This is a genomic window from Providencia sp. PROV141, assembly GCF_028481645.1.
Lineage (GTDB): Bacteria > Pseudomonadota > Gammaproteobacteria > Enterobacterales > Enterobacteriaceae > Providencia > Providencia rettgeri.
In genome coordinates, this window is the sequence record NZ_JAMPPR010000018.1 from 68712 (window position 1) to 86786 (window position 18075).

Annotated in this window: 19 protein-coding genes; 13 read left to right on the top strand and 6 right to left on the bottom strand. The window is 40.2% G+C overall.

Features of this window, described 5'->3' with window-relative positions:
* Positions 1-3 precede the first annotated feature (3 nt).
* The 5 genes from mlaD to murA all read left to right on the top strand — a co-directional run bounded on the left by mlaD (position 4) and on the right by murA (position 3256).
* Positions 4-507 (top strand): outer membrane lipid asymmetry maintenance protein MlaD, encoded by a 504-nt coding sequence (mlaD, locus tag PSF09_RS12465; RefSeq protein WP_102137924.1) that lies wholly within the window; start codon positions 4-6, stop codon positions 505-507.
* A 35-nt stretch (positions 508-542) separates the two neighbouring features.
* The gene (gene mlaC / locus PSF09_RS12470; RefSeq protein ID WP_004908281.1) at positions 543-1172 is read left to right on the top strand and encodes a phospholipid-binding protein MlaC; all 630 of its coding nucleotides are present in this window, start codon (positions 543-545) and stop codon (positions 1170-1172) included.
* Between the two features lies 1 nt (position 1173).
* Entirely contained in the window at positions 1174-1464 is a 291-nt protein-coding gene (gene mlaB / locus PSF09_RS12475) for a lipid asymmetry maintenance protein MlaB (RefSeq protein ID WP_210835954.1), read from the top strand.
* A gap of 222 nt (positions 1465-1686) precedes the next feature.
* Positions 1687-1941, top strand: a complete 255-nt coding sequence (ibaG, locus tag PSF09_RS12480) for a BolA family iron metabolism protein IbaG (RefSeq protein WP_004258269.1) — start codon at positions 1687-1689, stop codon at positions 1939-1941.
* 52 nt (positions 1942-1993) lie between these two features.
* Positions 1994-3256, top strand: a complete 1263-nt coding sequence (gene murA / locus PSF09_RS12485; protein WP_272664344.1) for a UDP-N-acetylglucosamine 1-carboxyvinyltransferase — start codon at positions 1994-1996, stop codon at positions 3254-3256.
* A gap of 107 nt (positions 3257-3363) precedes the next feature.
* Here murA and degS read toward each other — a convergent pair whose 3' ends face one another.
* The 3 genes from degS to zapG all read right to left on the bottom strand — a co-directional run bounded on the left by degS (position 3364) and on the right by zapG (position 6721).
* On the bottom strand, positions 3364-4428 hold the full coding sequence (gene degS / locus PSF09_RS12490; RefSeq protein WP_210835956.1) for an outer membrane-stress sensor serine endopeptidase DegS: 1065 nt from the start codon (positions 4426-4428) through the stop codon (positions 3364-3366).
* Between the two features lie 115 nt (positions 4429-4543).
* Positions 4544-5938 carry a Do family serine endopeptidase gene (locus PSF09_RS12495; RefSeq protein WP_198633922.1) on the bottom strand — a complete coding sequence of 465 codons (1395 nt, stop codon included), beginning with the start codon at positions 5936-5938 and terminating at the stop codon, positions 4544-4546.
* 378 nt (positions 5939-6316) lie between these two features.
* Complete coding sequence (gene zapG, locus PSF09_RS12500; RefSeq protein ID WP_004908297.1) at positions 6317-6721, bottom strand: Z-ring associated protein ZapG; 405 nt, start codon at positions 6719-6721, stop codon at positions 6317-6319.
* Between the two features lie 333 nt (positions 6722-7054).
* On the opposite strand from zapG, the gene zapE reads away from it, so the two are divergent.
* From zapE to sspB, 5 genes are all read left to right on the top strand, one after another.
* Complete coding sequence (gene zapE, locus PSF09_RS12505; protein WP_272683966.1) at positions 7055-8185, top strand: cell division protein ZapE; 1131 nt, start codon at positions 7055-7057, stop codon at positions 8183-8185.
* A gap of 307 nt (positions 8186-8492) precedes the next feature.
* Entirely contained in the window at positions 8493-8921 is a 429-nt protein-coding gene (gene rplM, locus PSF09_RS12510; RefSeq protein ID WP_004258237.1) for a 50S ribosomal protein L13, read from the top strand.
* 14 nt (positions 8922-8935) lie between these two features.
* On the top strand, positions 8936-9328 hold the full coding sequence (gene rpsI / locus PSF09_RS12515; protein ID WP_004258235.1) for a 30S ribosomal protein S9: 393 nt from the start codon (positions 8936-8938) through the stop codon (positions 9326-9328).
* A 538-nt stretch (positions 9329-9866) separates the two neighbouring features.
* Positions 9867-10508, top strand: a complete 642-nt coding sequence (gene sspA / locus PSF09_RS12520; RefSeq protein WP_004908304.1) for a stringent starvation protein SspA — start codon at positions 9867-9869, stop codon at positions 10506-10508.
* 7 nt (positions 10509-10515) lie between these two features.
* Entirely contained in the window at positions 10516-11007 is a 492-nt protein-coding gene (gene sspB / locus PSF09_RS12525; protein ID WP_210835917.1) for a ClpXP protease specificity-enhancing factor, read from the top strand.
* 72 nt (positions 11008-11079) lie between these two features.
* Here the strand turns inward: sspB and PSF09_RS12530 are convergent, their stop codons facing one another.
* On the bottom strand, positions 11080-12486 hold the full coding sequence (locus PSF09_RS12530; protein WP_272683967.1) for an FAD-dependent oxidoreductase: 1407 nt from the start codon (positions 12484-12486) through the stop codon (positions 11080-11082).
* A gap of 300 nt (positions 12487-12786) precedes the next feature.
* Between PSF09_RS12530 and arcB the strand changes: the two genes are divergently transcribed.
* The 3 genes from arcB to mtgA all read left to right on the top strand — a co-directional run bounded on the left by arcB (position 12787) and on the right by mtgA (position 16746).
* The gene (arcB, locus tag PSF09_RS12535) at positions 12787-15132 is read left to right on the top strand and encodes an aerobic respiration two-component sensor histidine kinase ArcB (RefSeq protein WP_210835907.1); all 2346 of its coding nucleotides are present in this window, start codon (positions 12787-12789) and stop codon (positions 15130-15132) included.
* Between the two features lie 232 nt (positions 15133-15364).
* Positions 15365-16015: an isoprenoid biosynthesis glyoxalase ElbB gene (gene elbB / locus PSF09_RS12540; RefSeq protein ID WP_272683968.1), complete on the top strand. Its 651-nt coding sequence runs from the start codon at positions 15365-15367 to the stop codon at positions 16013-16015.
* Between the two features lie 8 nt (positions 16016-16023).
* On the top strand, positions 16024-16746 hold the full coding sequence (mtgA, locus tag PSF09_RS12545; RefSeq protein ID WP_272664341.1) for a monofunctional biosynthetic peptidoglycan transglycosylase: 723 nt from the start codon (positions 16024-16026) through the stop codon (positions 16744-16746).
* 63 nt (positions 16747-16809) lie between these two features.
* Here mtgA and dolP read toward each other — a convergent pair whose 3' ends face one another.
* Both dolP and diaA read right to left on the bottom strand, forming a co-directional pair.
* On the bottom strand, positions 16810-17385 hold the full coding sequence (dolP, locus tag PSF09_RS12550; RefSeq protein ID WP_210835901.1) for a division/outer membrane stress-associated lipid-binding lipoprotein: 576 nt from the start codon (positions 17383-17385) through the stop codon (positions 16810-16812).
* A gap of 9 nt (positions 17386-17394) precedes the next feature.
* The gene (gene diaA, locus PSF09_RS12555) at positions 17395-17985 is read right to left on the bottom strand and encodes a DnaA initiator-associating protein DiaA (protein WP_004908326.1); all 591 of its coding nucleotides are present in this window, start codon (positions 17983-17985) and stop codon (positions 17395-17397) included.
* Positions 17986-18075 lie beyond the last annotated feature (90 nt).

Genomic DNA, 18075 nt, shown 5'->3' on the forward strand with positions numbered 1-18075 from the left:
GTCATGCAAAGTAAAAAAAGTGAAATATGGGTTGGTTGTTTTATGTTGCTGGCGATTGCCGCAATTATCTTTTTGTGTTTAAAAGTTGCTGATTTAAAATCGATAGGAAGCCAATCCACCTATCAAATTTCAGCATCTTTTGAAAATATTGGTGGCTTAAAAGAAGGCTCGCCAATCAAAGTGGGTGGTGTGGTGATTGGGCGAGTTGCCAGTATCACGCTAGATAAAAAGAATTATGTTCCTGAAGTTAAAATTGATTTATTAAGTGAGTACGACAATATTCCTGATTCGAGCTCACTGTCAATTCGGACGTCAGGTTTGTTGGGTGAACAATATATTGCGATGAATATTGGCCCTGATGACGAAGAATTAGGTATCGCAATCTTAAAAAATGGCGGGCGTCTTGAAGATACTAAGCCGGCTATGGTATTAGAAGACTTAATTGGCCAGTTTTTATATAAAAGTGGTGATAGCCAAGGTGCAGAGCCAGAGTCAACTGCGCAGTAATTTGATGCTCCCTTTGAAGAATAAAGGAATGAATTATGTTTAAACGTTTAATGATGGTTGCTATGTTGGCAATCGCGCCATTTGCCATGGCAGTAGACCAAACCAACCCTTATAAGTTAATGGATGAAGCGGCGGCGAAAACGTTTAACCGCTTGAAATCAGAGCAACCGAAAATTAAGCAAGACCCCGAGTATCTTAGAACAATTGTTCGTGAGGAATTATTACCTTATGTACAAGTTAAATATGCTGGGGCTTTGGTGTTAGGAACCTATTATAAAGGGGCAACTCCAGCACAGCGTGAGGCTTATTTCAACGCATTTGAAGATTACCTTGAGCAAGTCTATGGTCAAGCTTTAGCAATGTACCATGGCCAAACGTATCAAATAGCCCCAGAACAACCGTTGGGAGATAAAAACATTGTTGCCATTCGCGTGACTATTGTTGATACCAATGGACGTCCTCCTGTCCGTTTAGATTTCCAATGGCGTAAAAATAGCAAAACAGGTTACTGGCAAGCTTACGACATGATTGCAGAAGGCGTGAGTATGATCACGACTAAGCAAAATGAGTGGGGTGATATTTTACGTAAGCAAGGTGTCGATGGTTTAACAAAACAGTTAGAAATCAGTGCAAAAGCGCCAATTACTTTAGAAGAGAAAAAGTAATATGAGTCAGTTGTTAGCATGGGAACTCAATGAAACAACACTTTATCTCACCGGGACGTTAGACCGTGATTCGCTAATGTCGTTTTGGGATAAAAAAGACTCATCGCTGGAACGCATTGAAAATATAGATGTTTCTGGTCTCAAGCATGTTGACTCAACAGGCTTGGCGATGCTAGTTCGCTTAAAAGGTGAATTCCAAGCTAAAAACCGTTCACTGAATATAACTGGTGTCAGTGATAACTTGAATACATTGATTGAGCTATACGGGGTTCAAGAGATTATCCTCAATTAGGTTAAATATCCTAAATTGGGTCAAGTTATGTAAAAATAAGCGCCTCTATGTGCTTTTCGGCACGAGAGGCGTTTTCTTTGGTTTAAGTGTTAAGCCTAATCCTTTAGGATAGAGGATTGAGCTCTGACTGTTCTTATTGCGATGTCTCTGTACGCTATGCATGCAATTTGCACTATTTAGAGTAAAATTATAAATCACAAATAATTAATAAATTGAGTCATTATGGATACCAACGAAATTAAGCAAGTATTGATGGAAAAATTGTCTCTGAATGAGGCTATTGTTACTGGTGATGGTAGCCACTTTCAGGTTATCGCGGTCGGTGACATGTTTGACGGTATGAGCCGTGTTAAGCAACAGCAAGCAATTTATGCGCCTTTAATGGAGTATATTGCGGATAACCGCATTCATGCTTTGTCTATTAAAGCGTACACCCCTGCGCAATGGGAGCGCGATCGTAAACTTAGTGGCCTTTGATTACAAAGCCTAAGCGAACAGACTGTAAAATTCGACATACGAGAATACTTGAATGGATAAGTTTTTAGTTAAAGGACCAACCCGTTTACAGGGTGAGGTCACTATATCTGGCGCAAAAAATGCGGCATTACCAATTCTGTTCGCTGCTCTGTTGGCTGAAGAGCCAGTAGAAATACAGAATGTCCCTCATTTGAGGGATATCGACACAACGATTAAATTACTGAATCAACTTGGTACTAAAGTAAAACGCAATGGCTCAGTGTACGTCGATGCAAGTACTGTAACGACATACTGTGCACCTTATGACCTTGTTAAAACCATGCGTGCATCCATTTGGGCTTTGGCGCCATTGGTTGCTCGTTTTGGTCATGGTGAAGTTTCTTTACCAGGTGGCTGTGCTATCGGTGCTCGTCCAGTTGATTTACATATTTCAGGTTTAGAGCAATTAGGCGCAAAGATTGTTTTAGAAGATGGTTATGTCAAAGCAACGGTCGATGGCCGCTTAAAAGGTGCTTGCATTGTAATGGATAAAGTCAGTGTGGGTGCGACAGTCTCTATTATGACGGCTGCGACTTTAGCTGAAGGAACCACAACAATTGAAAATGCGGCACGTGAACCTGAAATTGAAGATACCGCCAATTTCTTAAATACTCTTGGTGCAAAAATTACTGGCGCAGGGACTGATCGTATTGTTATTGAAGGTGTTGAACGTTTAGGTGGGGGCGTTTATAAAGTACTGCCTGACCGCATTGAAACGGGAACATTTTTAATTGCAGCCGCGGTTTCGCGCGGCAAAGTCATCTGTCGTAATGCACGTCCAGACACTCTAGATGCGGTATTAGCTAAATTGCGTGAAGCTGGGGCTAAAATTGAAATCGGTGATGACTGGATTAGCCTAGATATGGAAGGCAAACGCCCGAAAGCAGTGACATTGCGTACGGCACCACACCCAGGGTTCCCAACGGATATGCAAGCACAGTTTAGCTTACTTAATCTTGTTGCTGATGGCGCTGGCATGATCACTGAAACGATTTTTGAGAATCGTTTTATGCATATCCCTGAGCTAATCCGTATGGGTGCTCATGCTGAAATTGAAAGTAATACTGTGTTATGTCATGGTGTTGAAAAATTAACCAGTGCACAGGTGATGGCAACAGATTTACGAGCTTCTGCGAGTTTAGTTATAGCGGGCTGTATTGCGGAAGGGACAACGACAGTTGACCGTATATATCATATTGACCGTGGTTATGAGCATATCGAAGATAAACTACGTGGTTTAGGTGCTGATATTCAGCGCGTACACTCAGATGATTAATACTTTGATAAGGTAAATGGGTTGGTGGCTTCATTTACCCATTCGATGAATCAAAAAAGGTTGTTCGGTATCGAACAACCTTTTTTACGCAAGTGTATTTCTAATGACTACCCAGCCTGTTCTTCAGGAATTTCTTCGATAATCACATCAATATTTTTAATTTCGCCATCTCGTAAAATCTGTACTGCCGTTTTACTTCCGGGACGAATTTCTGCAACTAAATCCATAGTTTCTGCGGCTGAAATAGCTGGTTTACCATCAACCGATAAAATAATATCCCCTTGCAATATACCTGCCTTAGCCGCGGGTCCATTTGGGGCAACTTGGAAAATTCGCAAGCCTTGTATTTGATTGATATTATTGTTGTTTGACCTAATTTGAGGTAATTCGCGTGCGGTGATACCAATATAACCGCGGATCACTCGGCCATCACGAATTAGCTTATCCATGATTTTGGTGGCTAGCGCGGTAGGAATAGCAAAGCTTAGCCCTTCAGAACTAATGCCTTGACCTGCAGTGAAAGAAAGCGTGTTGATGCCGACTAACTCACCTTCGGTATTAATTAATGCTCCGCCAGAGTTACCTGAGTTGATTGAGGCATCGGTTTGAAGAAAGTTTTGCCGGCGAGTGGAGCTTAATCCAACGCGACCTGTTGCACTGATAATCCCCTGAGTAACGGTTTGACCTATGTTATAAGGATTTCCAATTGCCAGTACGACATCACCAACATGAGTGACTCGTTGCGTATTAATTGGAATGACAGGTAAGTTATCAGCATCAATTTTTAATACGGCGAGGTCAGTCAATGGGTCTGAGCCAACTAGAAGGGCATCAAAAATAGCACCATCTTGTAAAGCCACTAAAATTTGGTCTGGGTTATCAACGACATGTTTATTCGTGATGATGTAGCCATTTTGGCTCATGATCACACCTGAACCGAGGGATTTTAATTCACGTCCGGATTGGGAAAAGCTGCCTTTTGAACTGCTATAAACATAGACCACCGCAGGTGCAGCGCGGCGTACTGCTTTATTATAGCTGACGGGTTCACTATTTGTTTTACCATATAATAAGTCGGCTAAACCTTGAGGGCGCAACGAAGGAACCGCAATGATAATAATCAATGCAGTCAACAGGCCAAGCATGACAGATAAAGTTAGCTTCTTCACCATAGGATATAGAATATTTAGTTATTGCTTAAACATGTTCAGAGCATAACATAAAAAAACAGGTACAGCAGAGTGATACTGTACCTGTTTTATTGGTTTTCAGATGGTTTTTGATGAATTAATTTTTCATCAGTAAATATAATGTTTCACCATCACGCAAAACTTTCATGGCTAATACCGGAGGTTTAGCATCGATAATCTTACGGAATTGTTCAATCGTCTCAACACGAGCGTCATTGACACCAAAGATTAAATCGCCTTTTACTAAGCCAATGGCAGCCGCCGGTGATTTTGGTGCGACGCTATCAACTTGAACACCCTTGGTGTTGCTTACCGTTGCATTAGAAATCGTTGCACCTAATAAAGATTCACTCAATTTTTCGGCTTTAGTTGCAGAGCCTTCGTCGTTCTCGAGAACCACTTTGACTTCCATTGGTTTACCTGAGCGAATCAAGCCAATAGTAATTTCCTTACCAATTTGGCTAGTACCGATTTTAGCTCTTAACTCTGCAAAGCTATTAATACGTTTACCATCAACAGAGACGAGAACGTCACCGGATTTAATACCTGCTTTAGCTGCGGATGATTTAGGTAAAACTTCGCTCACGAAAGCGCCACGCTGTGCATCAATATTGAATGCTTTAGCGATATCGGAGTTCATTTCAGTACCTTTGATACCCAAGATCCCGCGTTTTACTTCACCATGCTTAATTAACTGCTCGCTAAGGTTTTTCGCCATATTACTTGGGATTGCGAAGCCGATACCGATATTACCGCCGCCAGGTGCTAAAATAGCGGTATTGATACCGATTAATTCACCGTTTAGGTTAACGAGTGCGCCACCAGAGTTACCACGGTTAATGGAAGCATCGGTTTGGATAAAGTTTTCTAGGCCTTCAAGGTTTAAACCGCTACGGCCTAATGCAGAGATAATGCCTGATGTCGCTGTTTGGCCTAAACCAAATGGGTTACCGACGGCGACCGCAAAATCACCCACACGTAATTTGTCGGAGTCTGCAATACTAACAGCTGTTAAATTTTTGATATCTTTTGCATTACTGATTTTTAATAACGCGATATCTGTTTGTGGGTCTTTACCAATTAAGTTAACGGCAATTTCACGGCCATCGTTTAATTGAATTTGAATTTTGTCAGCGCCATCAATAACATGGTTATTGGTTAAAATATAACCTTGCTGAGCATCAATAATGACCCCCGAACCTAAGCCTTCAAATGGGCGTACGCTTTGTTGCTGTTGTGGTACATTTGGGCCAAAAAAGAATTTAAGTTCTTCTGGAATTTGTTGGTTTTGTACGCGCGTACCTGACACGTGAATATTAACTACAGCAGGCAATACTTTTTCAAGCATTGGAGCTAAGCTAGGCATGTTCTGGCTTTGTGCTGTTGCAGGTAAAGTTGCAGGTAATGCTGCGCTACTTACGGCAGGGATAGCCGCTAAAGATAACCCTAAGCTCATTGCTACCGCGGTAAGAAAAAAGTTTTTTCTTTTCATAATTTAGTCGATTCTCTCAAGAATAAATTATCAACTCATTGTGAATACAATTTTAGAAGAAACACAATGCGTTGAGATAATATTGGTTGGTATCAGATTCAATTTTACTGATGACTATGACTACCGATTATGCGCAAAAGTTCCCCTTACGGGTAGCGAATATCCACTCTTTTACATCTATTTACATGCAACTTAAGTGAAACCATAACTTCTATACAGTAGGTAAATAAATTATTAAATTATATTTGGATGGAAATCTTGTTCAGAATTATTAAATAAAAATTTAATCATGAAAGATACACGGAAAGCGACTAAATTTAGTGCATTTGGTAGGAAATCACCAGTAAGTGGAGCTTACTGGTGATAAAAAATAAAAACTTACTTTTCTTTCTCTTCAATAGGCCGGAAAAGACCCGATGCACCATCTGAGTAATCTCTTGGTGGCATTTTAACTGGCGCTTGATCGTTATCGGCTTCAGATTCGGTTAAACGATAGTTAAATGGGTTATCTTGTGCCGGCATGTCAGGCATTAATTCAGATGAACTTTGTGCCATGTGTTGATAAAGCTGACGGTAATCACGCGCCATTTTATCTAATAATTCTGCGCTGCGGGCAAAATGACTGACCAGTTCTTTGCGGTATTCTTCCAGTTCAGTACTTTTTTTGTCTAATTCAGCTTGTGCTGTTTTTTGTTGGCGAAGTTTCGGATTACCGTAGCGCACAACTAATGCACCGATGATAAAACCAACAATCAATCCTATTAATGCATACTCCCAGGTCATGCTGACTCCTTCATTACTTCAATGTTCACAGATTCAATGTCTGCAGAAATTATGCGTCGTTACCGTTACTATACCTTAAATAATTCAAGTTGCATGTAGACGTCAAGTAAAGTATCCCAACATATTGTAAATTGGGCGATTAAATGATGATAAAACCGGCAAGTCTCGAATTAAATCGTAGCAACTTTAGAGTAGAATCTTAACTCGAATTTCCTTACTCTATAGCGATTCGTTAACCGAAAGTTAAATGATAACTGAATCTGGTTATAATAAAGGCAGTGTATATCAAATAACGGTAAAAAAACCGAAAATTTTTTAAGGATTATTCAGTTAATGTCACCGATGACCCCTACAATGCGTTATCAACAAGCGCTGGCGGATGGCAATTACCAGCCAGATGACGTACAAAAGCTCGCTGTAGAACGCTTAGATAAAATTTATCAGCAGCTTGTTAATGCCGCTACTCTCACTTCACAAGATAAACCATCTGGCTTAAAACAACGGTTTAGCCGTCTTTTAGGCAAAACACCCGTAGTATCTGTAGCGTCTGTCCAAGGGTTGTATATGTGGGGCGGGGTGGGGCGTGGAAAGACGTGGCTAATGGACATGTTTTACGAAAGCTTGCCAGGAACGCGTAAACTGCGTTTGCACTTTCATCGGTTTATGAAAAAAGTGCAAGAGGATTTAATGGCATTACAGGGGCAAGAAAACCCGCTAGATATCATTGCAGATGAGTTTAAAAAACAAACAGATGTCTTGTGTTTTGATGAATTTTTTGTGTCAGATATTACAGATGCTATGATCCTTGGCACTTTACTCGAAGGGCTCTTTGCTCGAGGCATCACGCTTGTCGCTACTTCAAATATCATCCCTGATAATCTCTATCGAAATGGCTTGCAACGAGCACGTTTTTTACCTGCTATTGAGCAAATTAAAAAATACTGCGATGTGATGAATGTCGATGCAGGTATTGATTACCGTTTAAGAACTTTAACGCAAGCGCATCTTTTTTTATCCCCGATTAACGCTCAAAATCGTCAGCATTTAGATGAGGTTTTTGTTAAATTGGCTGGTAAGCAAGGGGATGAATATCCAGTTTTAGAGGTTAATCATCGTAAAATGCAAGCGATTCGTTCTGCGGAAGGGGTGCTAGCGGTAGAATTTAAAGTATTGTGTGAAGAGCCTCGTAGCCAAAATGACTATATTTATTTGTCAAATTGCTACCACACAGTGTTGTTGTACAATGTACCTGTGATGGGAACAAAAGACGAAAATCCAGCACGTCGTTTTTTAGCGTTAATTGATGAGTTTTACGAACGAAAAGTTAAATTAGTGATTAATGCTGAAGTACCAATGGAATCGTTGTATCAGGGGCAATTGTTAGCATTCGAATATCAACGTTGCTTATCTCGATTGCAAGAAATGCAAAGTGAAGAGTACTTGAAAATACCGCATTTAACTTAAGGTTAGTGATAAAGCTGAGTTGTTAGCGAACAAATCGCCTAAATCGCATAATTTAAACACAAGATGCGATGTTTATTTGAGCAAACGTAAAAAAAATGCATTTGGGGTCGATTTTTGTTTCTGACTTCTCTATAATCTTGCGACCCCACGTTACAGCGTTGTTTTTTATTTCCCAAAAAATAACGCATTAATGCCAGTTAGGCTGCTCGAAGGGGTAGGTTTACTGGACAAAGAGTCGTGTGAACCTCAGAAAGCTTATGAACATGAGTGTTCACCAACGTGTAACTTCAATATTGGGTAAGTTTTAATGAAAACTTTTACAGCTAAACCAGAGACCGTAAAACGCGACTGGTACGTTGTTGATGCAGATGGCAAAACTTTAGGCCGTCTTGCAACTGAAATTGCTAGCCGTCTGCGCGGTAAGCATAAAGCGGAATATACTCCGCACGTGGATACTGGTGATTACATCATCGTTCTGAATGCAGAAAAAATTGCTGTTACCGGCAATAAACGCGAAGACAAAATCTACTATCGCCATACTGGCCATGTAGGTGGAATCAAGCAAGCAACTTTCGAAGAAATGATTGCTCGCAGTCCTGAGCGTGTGCTTGAAATCGCGGTTAAAGGCATGTTGCCAAAAGGACCTCTGGGTCGTGCAATGTACCGTAAACTGAAAGTTTACGCAGGTAATGAGCACAACCACGCGGCTCAACAACCGCAAGTTCTTGACATTTAATCGGGATTATAGCAATGGCTGAAAATCAATACTACGGCACTGGTCGCCGCAAAAGCTCATCTGCTCGTGTCTTTATTAAGCCGGGTAGCGGTAACATCACAATCAATCAACGTACACTGGAACAATACTTTGGTCGCGAAACTGCGCGCATGGTAGTTCGTCAGCCGTTAGAATTGGTTGAAATGTTGGAAAAACTGGATCTGTACATCACTGTTAAAGGTGGCGGTATTTCAGGTCAGGCAGGCGCAATCCGTCACGGTATTACACGTGCACTGATGGCTTATGATGAGACTCTTCGTTCTGATCTGCGTAAAGCTGGTTTCGTTACCCGTGATGCGCGTTCTGTTGAACGTAAAAAAGTGGGTCTGCGCAAAGCACGTCGTCGTCCACAGTTCTCCAAACGTTAATTTATTACCCTTTGGGTATAAAATTGATGAAAAAACCCGTCTTAATGGCGGGTTTTTTATTGCCTATTGTTTTACTTACATTTTTATTATTAATGATAGATAACAGTGTCTAATTATGACGCTTTATAAAAGAACGAATATAAACTAAAGAGAAAAATAACAATTTAGTTTAAAATAATCATTAGTGAGCAGTACTGGGATCTTTTTAATTGAATGCAACTCAAACCTTGGAGTTAACTTAAGGGATTTTATTCTTTATTTTTAAATTTTGCATTGTTAAAAATCTAAAACTTTGGGCTTTTAATCTTTAAAATGAAATAAATCTATGATTTTTTCGATGCAGCCCCCCTAAGTTGTACAAAATCTGTTAGAATACGCCCCTGTTTTTTTATTTCGCATTTCTCGCCTTTACTGTGCGGGAGGGTTGTGTTGACTTCCAATATGGATAAATGAAAGTTAAACACAGGGGATTTTAAAATGGGTAATGGGTAATTAAAAATTAATTACATTTCGTCCATTTTGTATTTTGGAGGTTTTAATGGCTGTCGCTCCTAATAAACGCTCGGTAATGACATTGTTCTCTGGCCCTACTGACATTTTTAGCCATCAGGTACGGATTGTTCTGGCTGAAAAAGGGGTAAGTGTTGAAATTGAACATGTCGAACCCGGTCATCTGCCTCAAGATCTGATCGATCTCAACCCATACCAGAGTGTTCCAACATTAGTCGATCGTGACCTGACTCTCTATGACCCACACATTATCATGGAATATCTTGATGAGCGTTTTCCTCATCCACCATTAATGCCTGTTTACCCAGTTGCACGTGGGACGAGTCGTCAATTGATGCACCGTATTCAAAGCGATTGGTATTCATTAATGAGCAAAATAGAGAACGGTAGTGCGCAAGAGGCAGCAAATGCCCGCCGTCAACTATCTGAAGAGCTGATCGCGGTTTCACCTGTTTTTGCTGAAATGGAATTCTTCATGAGCGAAGAATTTAGTCTTGTAGATTGCTATTTAGCACCGTTACTATGGCGTTTACCTGTACTGGGTATTGAATTGAACCCATCTAGTAGCAAATACTTGCAGTTGTATATGCAACGTGTATTTGCACGTGACGCATTTTTAGCATCGTTGACTGAATCTGAGCGCGAAATGCGTTTGTCTACAAGAGGCTAAAAGAATGATGGAAATGACAGCAATGTCACCACGTCGCCCTTATTTGTTACGTGCGCACTATGAGTGGTTGCTCGATAACGATATGACTCCGCATTTGGTGGTTGATGTCACCGTTCCTGCTGTTAACGTTCCTATGGAATTTGCTCGTGATGGGCAAATTGTATTGAATGTTGCGCCAAGAGCTGTTGGTAATTTTGAAATAACCAATGAAGAAGTGCGTTTTAATGCTCGCTTTGGTGGAATACCTCGCCAAGTTTATGTCCCAATGGCCGCAATTATGGCGGTGTATGCACGTGAAAATGGGGCTGGAATGATGTTCGAGCCTGAAGCTGCGTATGATGCAGAGTTATCAGCGGGTTTTGAACAAGTTGAAGAGCTTGAAGACAACATTACTTTAGTTCATGAAGCTGAATCTGTGGATGAAAATTCACATGAGCCATCGGGGGATGAGCCACCACGACCACCAAAAGGTCGGCCTTCATTAAGGGTTGTCAAATAATCCATTAGTCAGGTTAACAGCATATTAATCAACAGAGGGCAAAACCCTCTGTTTTTTTATATCAATGAGAAATTAAACTTCTAGAAATAATAAAATACCTTCGGCAGCATTGCGCCCATCAGCAACAGCAGTCACAACAAGATCTGAGCCTCTGATTATGTCCCCTCCGGCAAATACTTTTTCATGAGAAGTTTGAAAAGGAAATCGGCTATTACGATTTGCTAAAATATGACCATACTTATCACGCTTAATTAACGGTTTTTCTAACCAACTTTGGTTATGAGGAGCAAATCCATAAGCGACAATTATGGTGTCGGTTTCGATAAAAAAGGTTGAATCTTCAACAAGTTCTACTTGATAACGACCATTTTCTAATTCGCCATTTTGTGTGCGAGTGGTATAAACACCTATTAGTTGTTGCTGCTCATTAACGACAAATTCAGTGACTTGCATATTAAAATGGAACTGAGTGCCTTCTTCTAACGCATGGGCGACTTCTTTTTGTGAGGCTGGCATACTTTGTTCATCTCTACGGTAAAGACAGCTAACCTGCTTTGCGCCTTGACGAATAGCGGTACGTACACAATCCATCGCAGTATCTCCACCTCCTAACACGATAACTCTTTTTGAGTGTAAATTAACATAGGGTTCGTCTTTAGAGATGGGAAGTTGCATTAAATGGCGCGTATTTGCGATTAGATAGGGAAGTGCTTCAAAAACGCCGTGGATCGATTTTTCAGGTAAGTTGCCACGAATAGCCTGGTATGTGCCAGTACCAAGAAAAATGGCGTCATAATCGCAAATGAGCTCATCTAGAGAGACATCTGTACCTACGTCGGTATTTAATTGAAATTGAATGCCCATTTCTGTAAATATTTCCCGTCGTTGAACCATCAGTTCCTTTTCTAGCTTAAATGACGGAATACCAAATGTTAGTAGCCCCCCTATTTCAGGGTGTTTATCAAAAACGACAACATTTACACCATTTCGAATAAGCACATCTGCGCAAGAAAGACCCGCCGGGCCTGCGCCAACAATGGCGACACGTTTGTTAATGGGGTTAATATGGGAAAGGTTTGGGCGCCACCCCATCGCAAAAGCCGTATCATTAATATACCGTTCAATATGACCGATAGTGATAGAACCGGTTGTATCATTAAGTACACATGCTAATTCGCACAGTTTTTCTTGTGGGCAAACGCGTCCACAAATTTCAGGTAAACTGTTGGTATGATGAGATAATTCAGCAGCTTCGATAATTTTCCCTTCAGCAGCAAGACTGAGCCACTTTGATATTGGATTATGTAGTGGGCATTTCCATTCACAAAACGGGCTACCACAAGATAGACAGCGGCTCGCTTGCTGTTGTACATCAACGGCATTATCGGGTGCATAGATTTCAGTAAACGCTATTTTGCGGATTGCCAGCGCTTTTTTGGGCGGCTCGCGACGTTGGGAACCGAAAATATTTGAATTCATGGCATTCCTTACTGAATTTTGTCTGATTTTACTTGAGATAGCAGGGGCTTTTTCTTTGATTTTAGCGATCTTGCCTAAGGAACAATAGCGTTATTGTTTTGATTTTTATGTAATTATGATTAAAAACTATCCAAGGTAAATTTTTACTTTAGCTAACACAAAGAAAATACCTGATTGTTTTTTATCATTAATAGTAAAAAATGGCTATTGAATGAGCAGGATCGACATTTCGAGTGAATAATCATCCGAAACTGCCTTGTTTGATATATGATTCAAAGAGAATTTAACTAAGGGGTGGTTATGAAAGTACTTCGCGGCCTTGCGCAATACTATGTCGATTTAATGATGAAGCTCGGGTTAGTGCGTTTTTCCCTATTACTCGCATCGGCACTGGTTGTTCTCGCCATGATAATGCAAATGGCAGTGACAATTTTTTTAAGAGGGCATGTTGATAGCCTCGATATGGTCGGGTCAATTTTCTTTGGGTTAATCATCACTCCGTTAGCCGTTTATTTTTTGTCAGTGGTGGTTGAGCAACTTGAGGAATCTCGGCAGCGTTTATCGCGAATGGTTGATAAACTTGAAGTTATGAGAAAGCGTGATGCTGATTTAAATACTCAATTACAGGGAAATATTGAACAGCTTAACCTTGAAATTCAAGAGCGAGAAAAAGCTGAGCGTGCTCATTTAGAACTCCTTGAACAACTAAAGCAAGAAATGAAATATCGTGAGCAAACACAAATTGAACTTGAACAGCAATCTGTTTTACTTCGTTCATTTCTTGATGCCTCACCTGACTTGGTTTATTACCGCAACGAAAATAATGAGTTTTCAGGTTGTAACCGAGCAATGGAACTGTTGACTGGAAAAAGTGAAAAACACTTAGTTGGGTTAACTCCGTTAGATATTTATGATGTTGAAATTGCCTCTAAGGTTATGGAAACCGATGAAAAAGTTTTTCGTCATAATGTTTCTCTTACTTATGAACAATGGTTGGTATATCCAGACGGCCGTAAAGCTTGTTTTGAACTCCGTAAAGTGCCTTTTTATGACCGGGTTGGCAAACGACATGGCTTGATGGGCTTTGGGCGCGATATAACGGAGCGTAAACGCTATCAGGAGGCGTTAGAGAACGCGAGCAGGGAGAAAACCACCTTTATTTCTACAATCAGCCACGAGCTTCGTACACCCCTTAACGGCATTGTCGGCTTAAGCCGAATTTTATTAGACACAGATTTAACTTCGGAACAATCTAGCTATTTAAAAACGATTCATGTAAGCGCTGTCACGTTGGGTAATATATTCAATGATATTATTGAGATGGATAAAATTGAGCGTCGTAAGGTTCAGTTAGATAACCAACCAATCACATTATCTGAATTTGTGAATGATTTAGAGAATTTGAGTGGGTTATTAGTGCAGCCGAAAGGGCTTAAATTTGTCATGGATGTCGCTCCTGCATTACCAAAAACAGTTTTAACCGATGGGACTCGTTTACGGCAAATACTCTGGAATTTAATTGGTAACGCAGTTAAGTTCACACAAAAAGGTGAAGTGAAGCTTAGTATTTGGCAAGACGCTGAAAATAAATTGTTTTTTAGGGTTCAGGATAGTGGCATAGGTATCCCGAGGGATGAGCTAGATAAAATCTTTGCAATGTATTACCAGGTAACAGATTCTGCTGGCGGTAAACCGGCTACTGGAACGGGGATTGGGCTTTCTGTATCTCGTCGTTTAGCACAAAATATGGGCGGCGATATTCAAGTTGAAAGTGAAATAGGGCAAGGCTCTACTTTTACTTTATCCATTACAGCGCCTGTGGTTGAAAGTGACGTTATTGAACAGCAAGAAAGTGAAGACGATTACCCATTGCCTGCATTACATATTTTACTCGTAGAAGATATCGAACTGAATGTCGTTGTTGCTTGTTCTGTACTAGAAAATTTAGGCAATACCGTTGATGTGGCAATGAATGGTAAAGATGCCCTGGAGATGTTTGCTCCTGGTGAATATGATTTAGTGTTATTGGATATCCAATTACCTGATATGACAGGCCTTGATATTTCTAGACAACTCAAACAGCAGTACGATAAGCAAGATTTACCACCATTAATTGCATTAACTGCAAATGTTCTGAAAGACAAAAAAGAATACTTTGATGCAGGTATGGATGGTGTATTGAGTAAGCCATTATCAGTTCCAGCACTGACCCAGATTATTGAGCAATTTTGGGGGGAGCAATCCGCTCGATCAGAAGAAGCACCGAGTAAACATGAGGCTTCAAGTGTTGATGAATCAAAATTAGATTGCGATATGCTAGAGCAGTATATTGAATTGGTTGGCCCTAAGCTTATTTATGACGGGCTAGATGTCTTTGAAAAAATGCTTCCAGGTTACTTAGCTATTCTTGATTCGAACATGGTGGCTAAAGACCAAAAAGGCATTGTGGAGGAAGCCCATAAAATCAAAGGAGCGGCAGGCTCTGTTGGCTTAAAGAACTTACAGAAAATCGCACAACAGATTCAATCTCCTGATTTACCAGCATGGTGGGACAATGTACAGGAATGGGTGGATGAGTTAAAACAGGATTGGAAGGCAGATATAGAAACTTTGAGAAACTGGGTTGATCAGCGTACAAAAAAATAACCCCAACCGAAGTTGGGGTGCGCGAATACTGCGCCAACACCAGGGAAATCATTGATTTGCATATGTTTTTTGTATTTTGCAAATCATTAAATTAGGTATATCACTGTAAAGGGCAACATCAAGATACCAAAATTTAGCGAATCTGTTACAAGATTCATTAAAATCTGTGATGAAGATTGATGTTTGTGCACCTTAGCGCCTGAGAGATAATTTACTACAAATGGAGGAAGATATGAAATCAATTGCGGTTATTTTAAGTGGCTGTGGTGTTTTTGATGGAAGTGAGATCCATGAGTCAGTATTAACTATGCTAGCTTTGAGTCAATATAATGCTGAAGTTCATTTTTTTGCGCCTGATGACTTTCAATCAACTGTTATTAATCATATTAATGGTGAGTTAAAATCAGAAAAACGTAACCAAATGGAGGAGTCTGCACGCATTACACGTGGAAAAATATCGCCTTTATCCTCAGCTGATGCTTCAAAGCTGGATGCCCTCATAATTCCTGGTGGTTTTGGTGTGGCAAAAAATTTATGTGATTTCGCAGTTAAAGGAAGTGAGTGTGAAATTAATAAAGAACTATTAAGTTTAGTACGCCAAATGCACCAACAAAAAAAGCCGCTAGGGCTGATGTGTATTGCTCCTGTGATGCTTCCTAAAATGTTAAATACATCAGTAGTACTAACTATTGGTGATGATAGTGAAACGATTGCTCAAATAGAACTTATGGGTGGGAAACATATTAAATGTGCTGTTGATGATATTGTAATTGATGAAGTTAACCGAGTTGTTACAACACCTGCTTATATGCTGGCTCAATCAATTTCTGAAGCAAATACGGGTATTAATAAGCTTGTTAAGAAAGTATTGGAAATGGCGTGATTATTTGAATGCGAACTATTGTTTCTAAATTATGGCACTGGTTAAAGAAGATCACATTTTCATTACTTGTGGTGTGGATTTGTTCAGTCGTTTTATTTAAATACATACCAGTGCCTTTTTCTGCGGTAATGATTGAACGACAAATCACTGCATGGATAAACTTAAATTTTTCTTATGTATCTCATTCTGAATGGGTAGATGAAAATCACATTTCTCCGTATATTTATTTAGCAGTAATTGCTGCGGAAGATCAAAATTTTCCTCATCACTGGGGTTTTGACCTTGATGCAATAGAGCGTGCTTACAAACACAACTTGAGTAATAAACAAACAATTAGAGGGGCTTCAACGATCTCTCAGCAAACAGTGAAAAACTTATGGTTATGGGATGGAAGAAGCTGGTTAAGAAAGGGGTTAGAGACAGTAATGACTCCTATTATGGAGCTCTTATGGTCAAAGCAAAGAGTATTGACAGTTTATCTTAATATAGTTGAGTTTGGAGATGGTGTTTTTGGTGTGGAAGAGGCTGCAAATAAATTCTTTAATAAGCCAGCCAGCAAGCTTTCAATGAATGAAGCAGCGCTATTAGCTGCAGTTTTGCCTAATCCTCATAGATATAGCGTGAAAAGCCCATCTTCTTATGTTCTCAAAAGGCAGGCTTGGATCTTGAATCAAATGCACTTATTAGGAGGTAAGAATTATCTGAAAATAAACCAATTAATGGATGAATAAGAAAAAAGCCATGGTTTTTAACCCACGGCTTTTGTTTTTATAACAATATATTATTGTTTATGATTAATTAAGATAAGTGAAAGCGGTCGTAACTCGACGAACACCGTCTGTTTCACTGGCAATTTTTGCCGCTGCATCACCTTCTTGCCTTGTTAAAACACCTAGCAAGAAAACCTCACCGTTTTCAGTAATAACTTTTACACTACCAGATTTAACACTATCACTAGCAAGGATTTTCGATTTCACTTTGGTTGTTAACCACGTGTCCTTTGAAGCTGTACCCAAATCAACAGGCTCACCGCTACGAACTTCATTATAGACTGCGATGGTGCCATCAACGTTAGAGGCTATTTGTTTTGCTCGTTCAGCCCAAGCCATATCAGGGCTTTGGCCAGTTAACAGGACATTACCTTTATAAGCGGTCGCAATGATACGAGCCTTACCTGTGATGTCCTTATCTTTATTTAGCTGCCCACTAACTCGAGCTTCTAAGGTTCCATCGTCAACTTGCTGGCCAACGCTGCGAGGATCTGTGGCACTTTTCGTTGCAACAGCAGCAGAACCTACGACTGCAGCCCCAATACAGCCTTGTAATAAAACAGTACTGATGACTATGGCAAAAATCGGTATTAATCGCATTTTGTCTCCTTAATCGTCCTGATGTGGGAAAAGAGTATTGTCTATAAGGTCACACAGACAATTTACAGTAAGAAGATGAACTTCTTGAATTCGAACACTTCGTTGGGATGGAATACGGATTTCAACATCTTGAGGGCCTAGTAAGCCTGCGAGTTCCCCTCCGTCATAACCTGTTAAGGCGACAATTGTCATGTCCCTTGTCACCGCAGCTTCAACGGCCTTAATAATATCACTACTATTACCATGGGTTGAAATTGCCATCAAAACATCACCATGTTGGCCTAATGCTCTAACTTGTTTCGCATAAATTTCAGATGGTTGCTTACTACCCGAAATCGCAGTTAGCACGGCATTATCGGTATTAAGCGCTAAGGCGGGTAAGCTAGGGCGCTCAGTTTCAAAGCGATGGATCATACTCGCAGCAAAACGTTGTGCGGTAGCGGCGGAAGCACCGTTACCACAACATAAAATTTTGTTGCCATTGAGTAAAGATTGAACCATCATCATTGCGGCTCTTGATATGGCATCAGGCAGCGCTTCAGCCGCTGCTATTTGAGTTTGGATGCTTTCAGTGAAACAAACTTTTATTCGGTCTAGCACGAGTTTTTCCTTTGTCGCCTCGATATAATTCAAATCATTTTTGTGTTGCTATTATATTTGAATTATAGCTTTGTTGACTGCATGATCAGT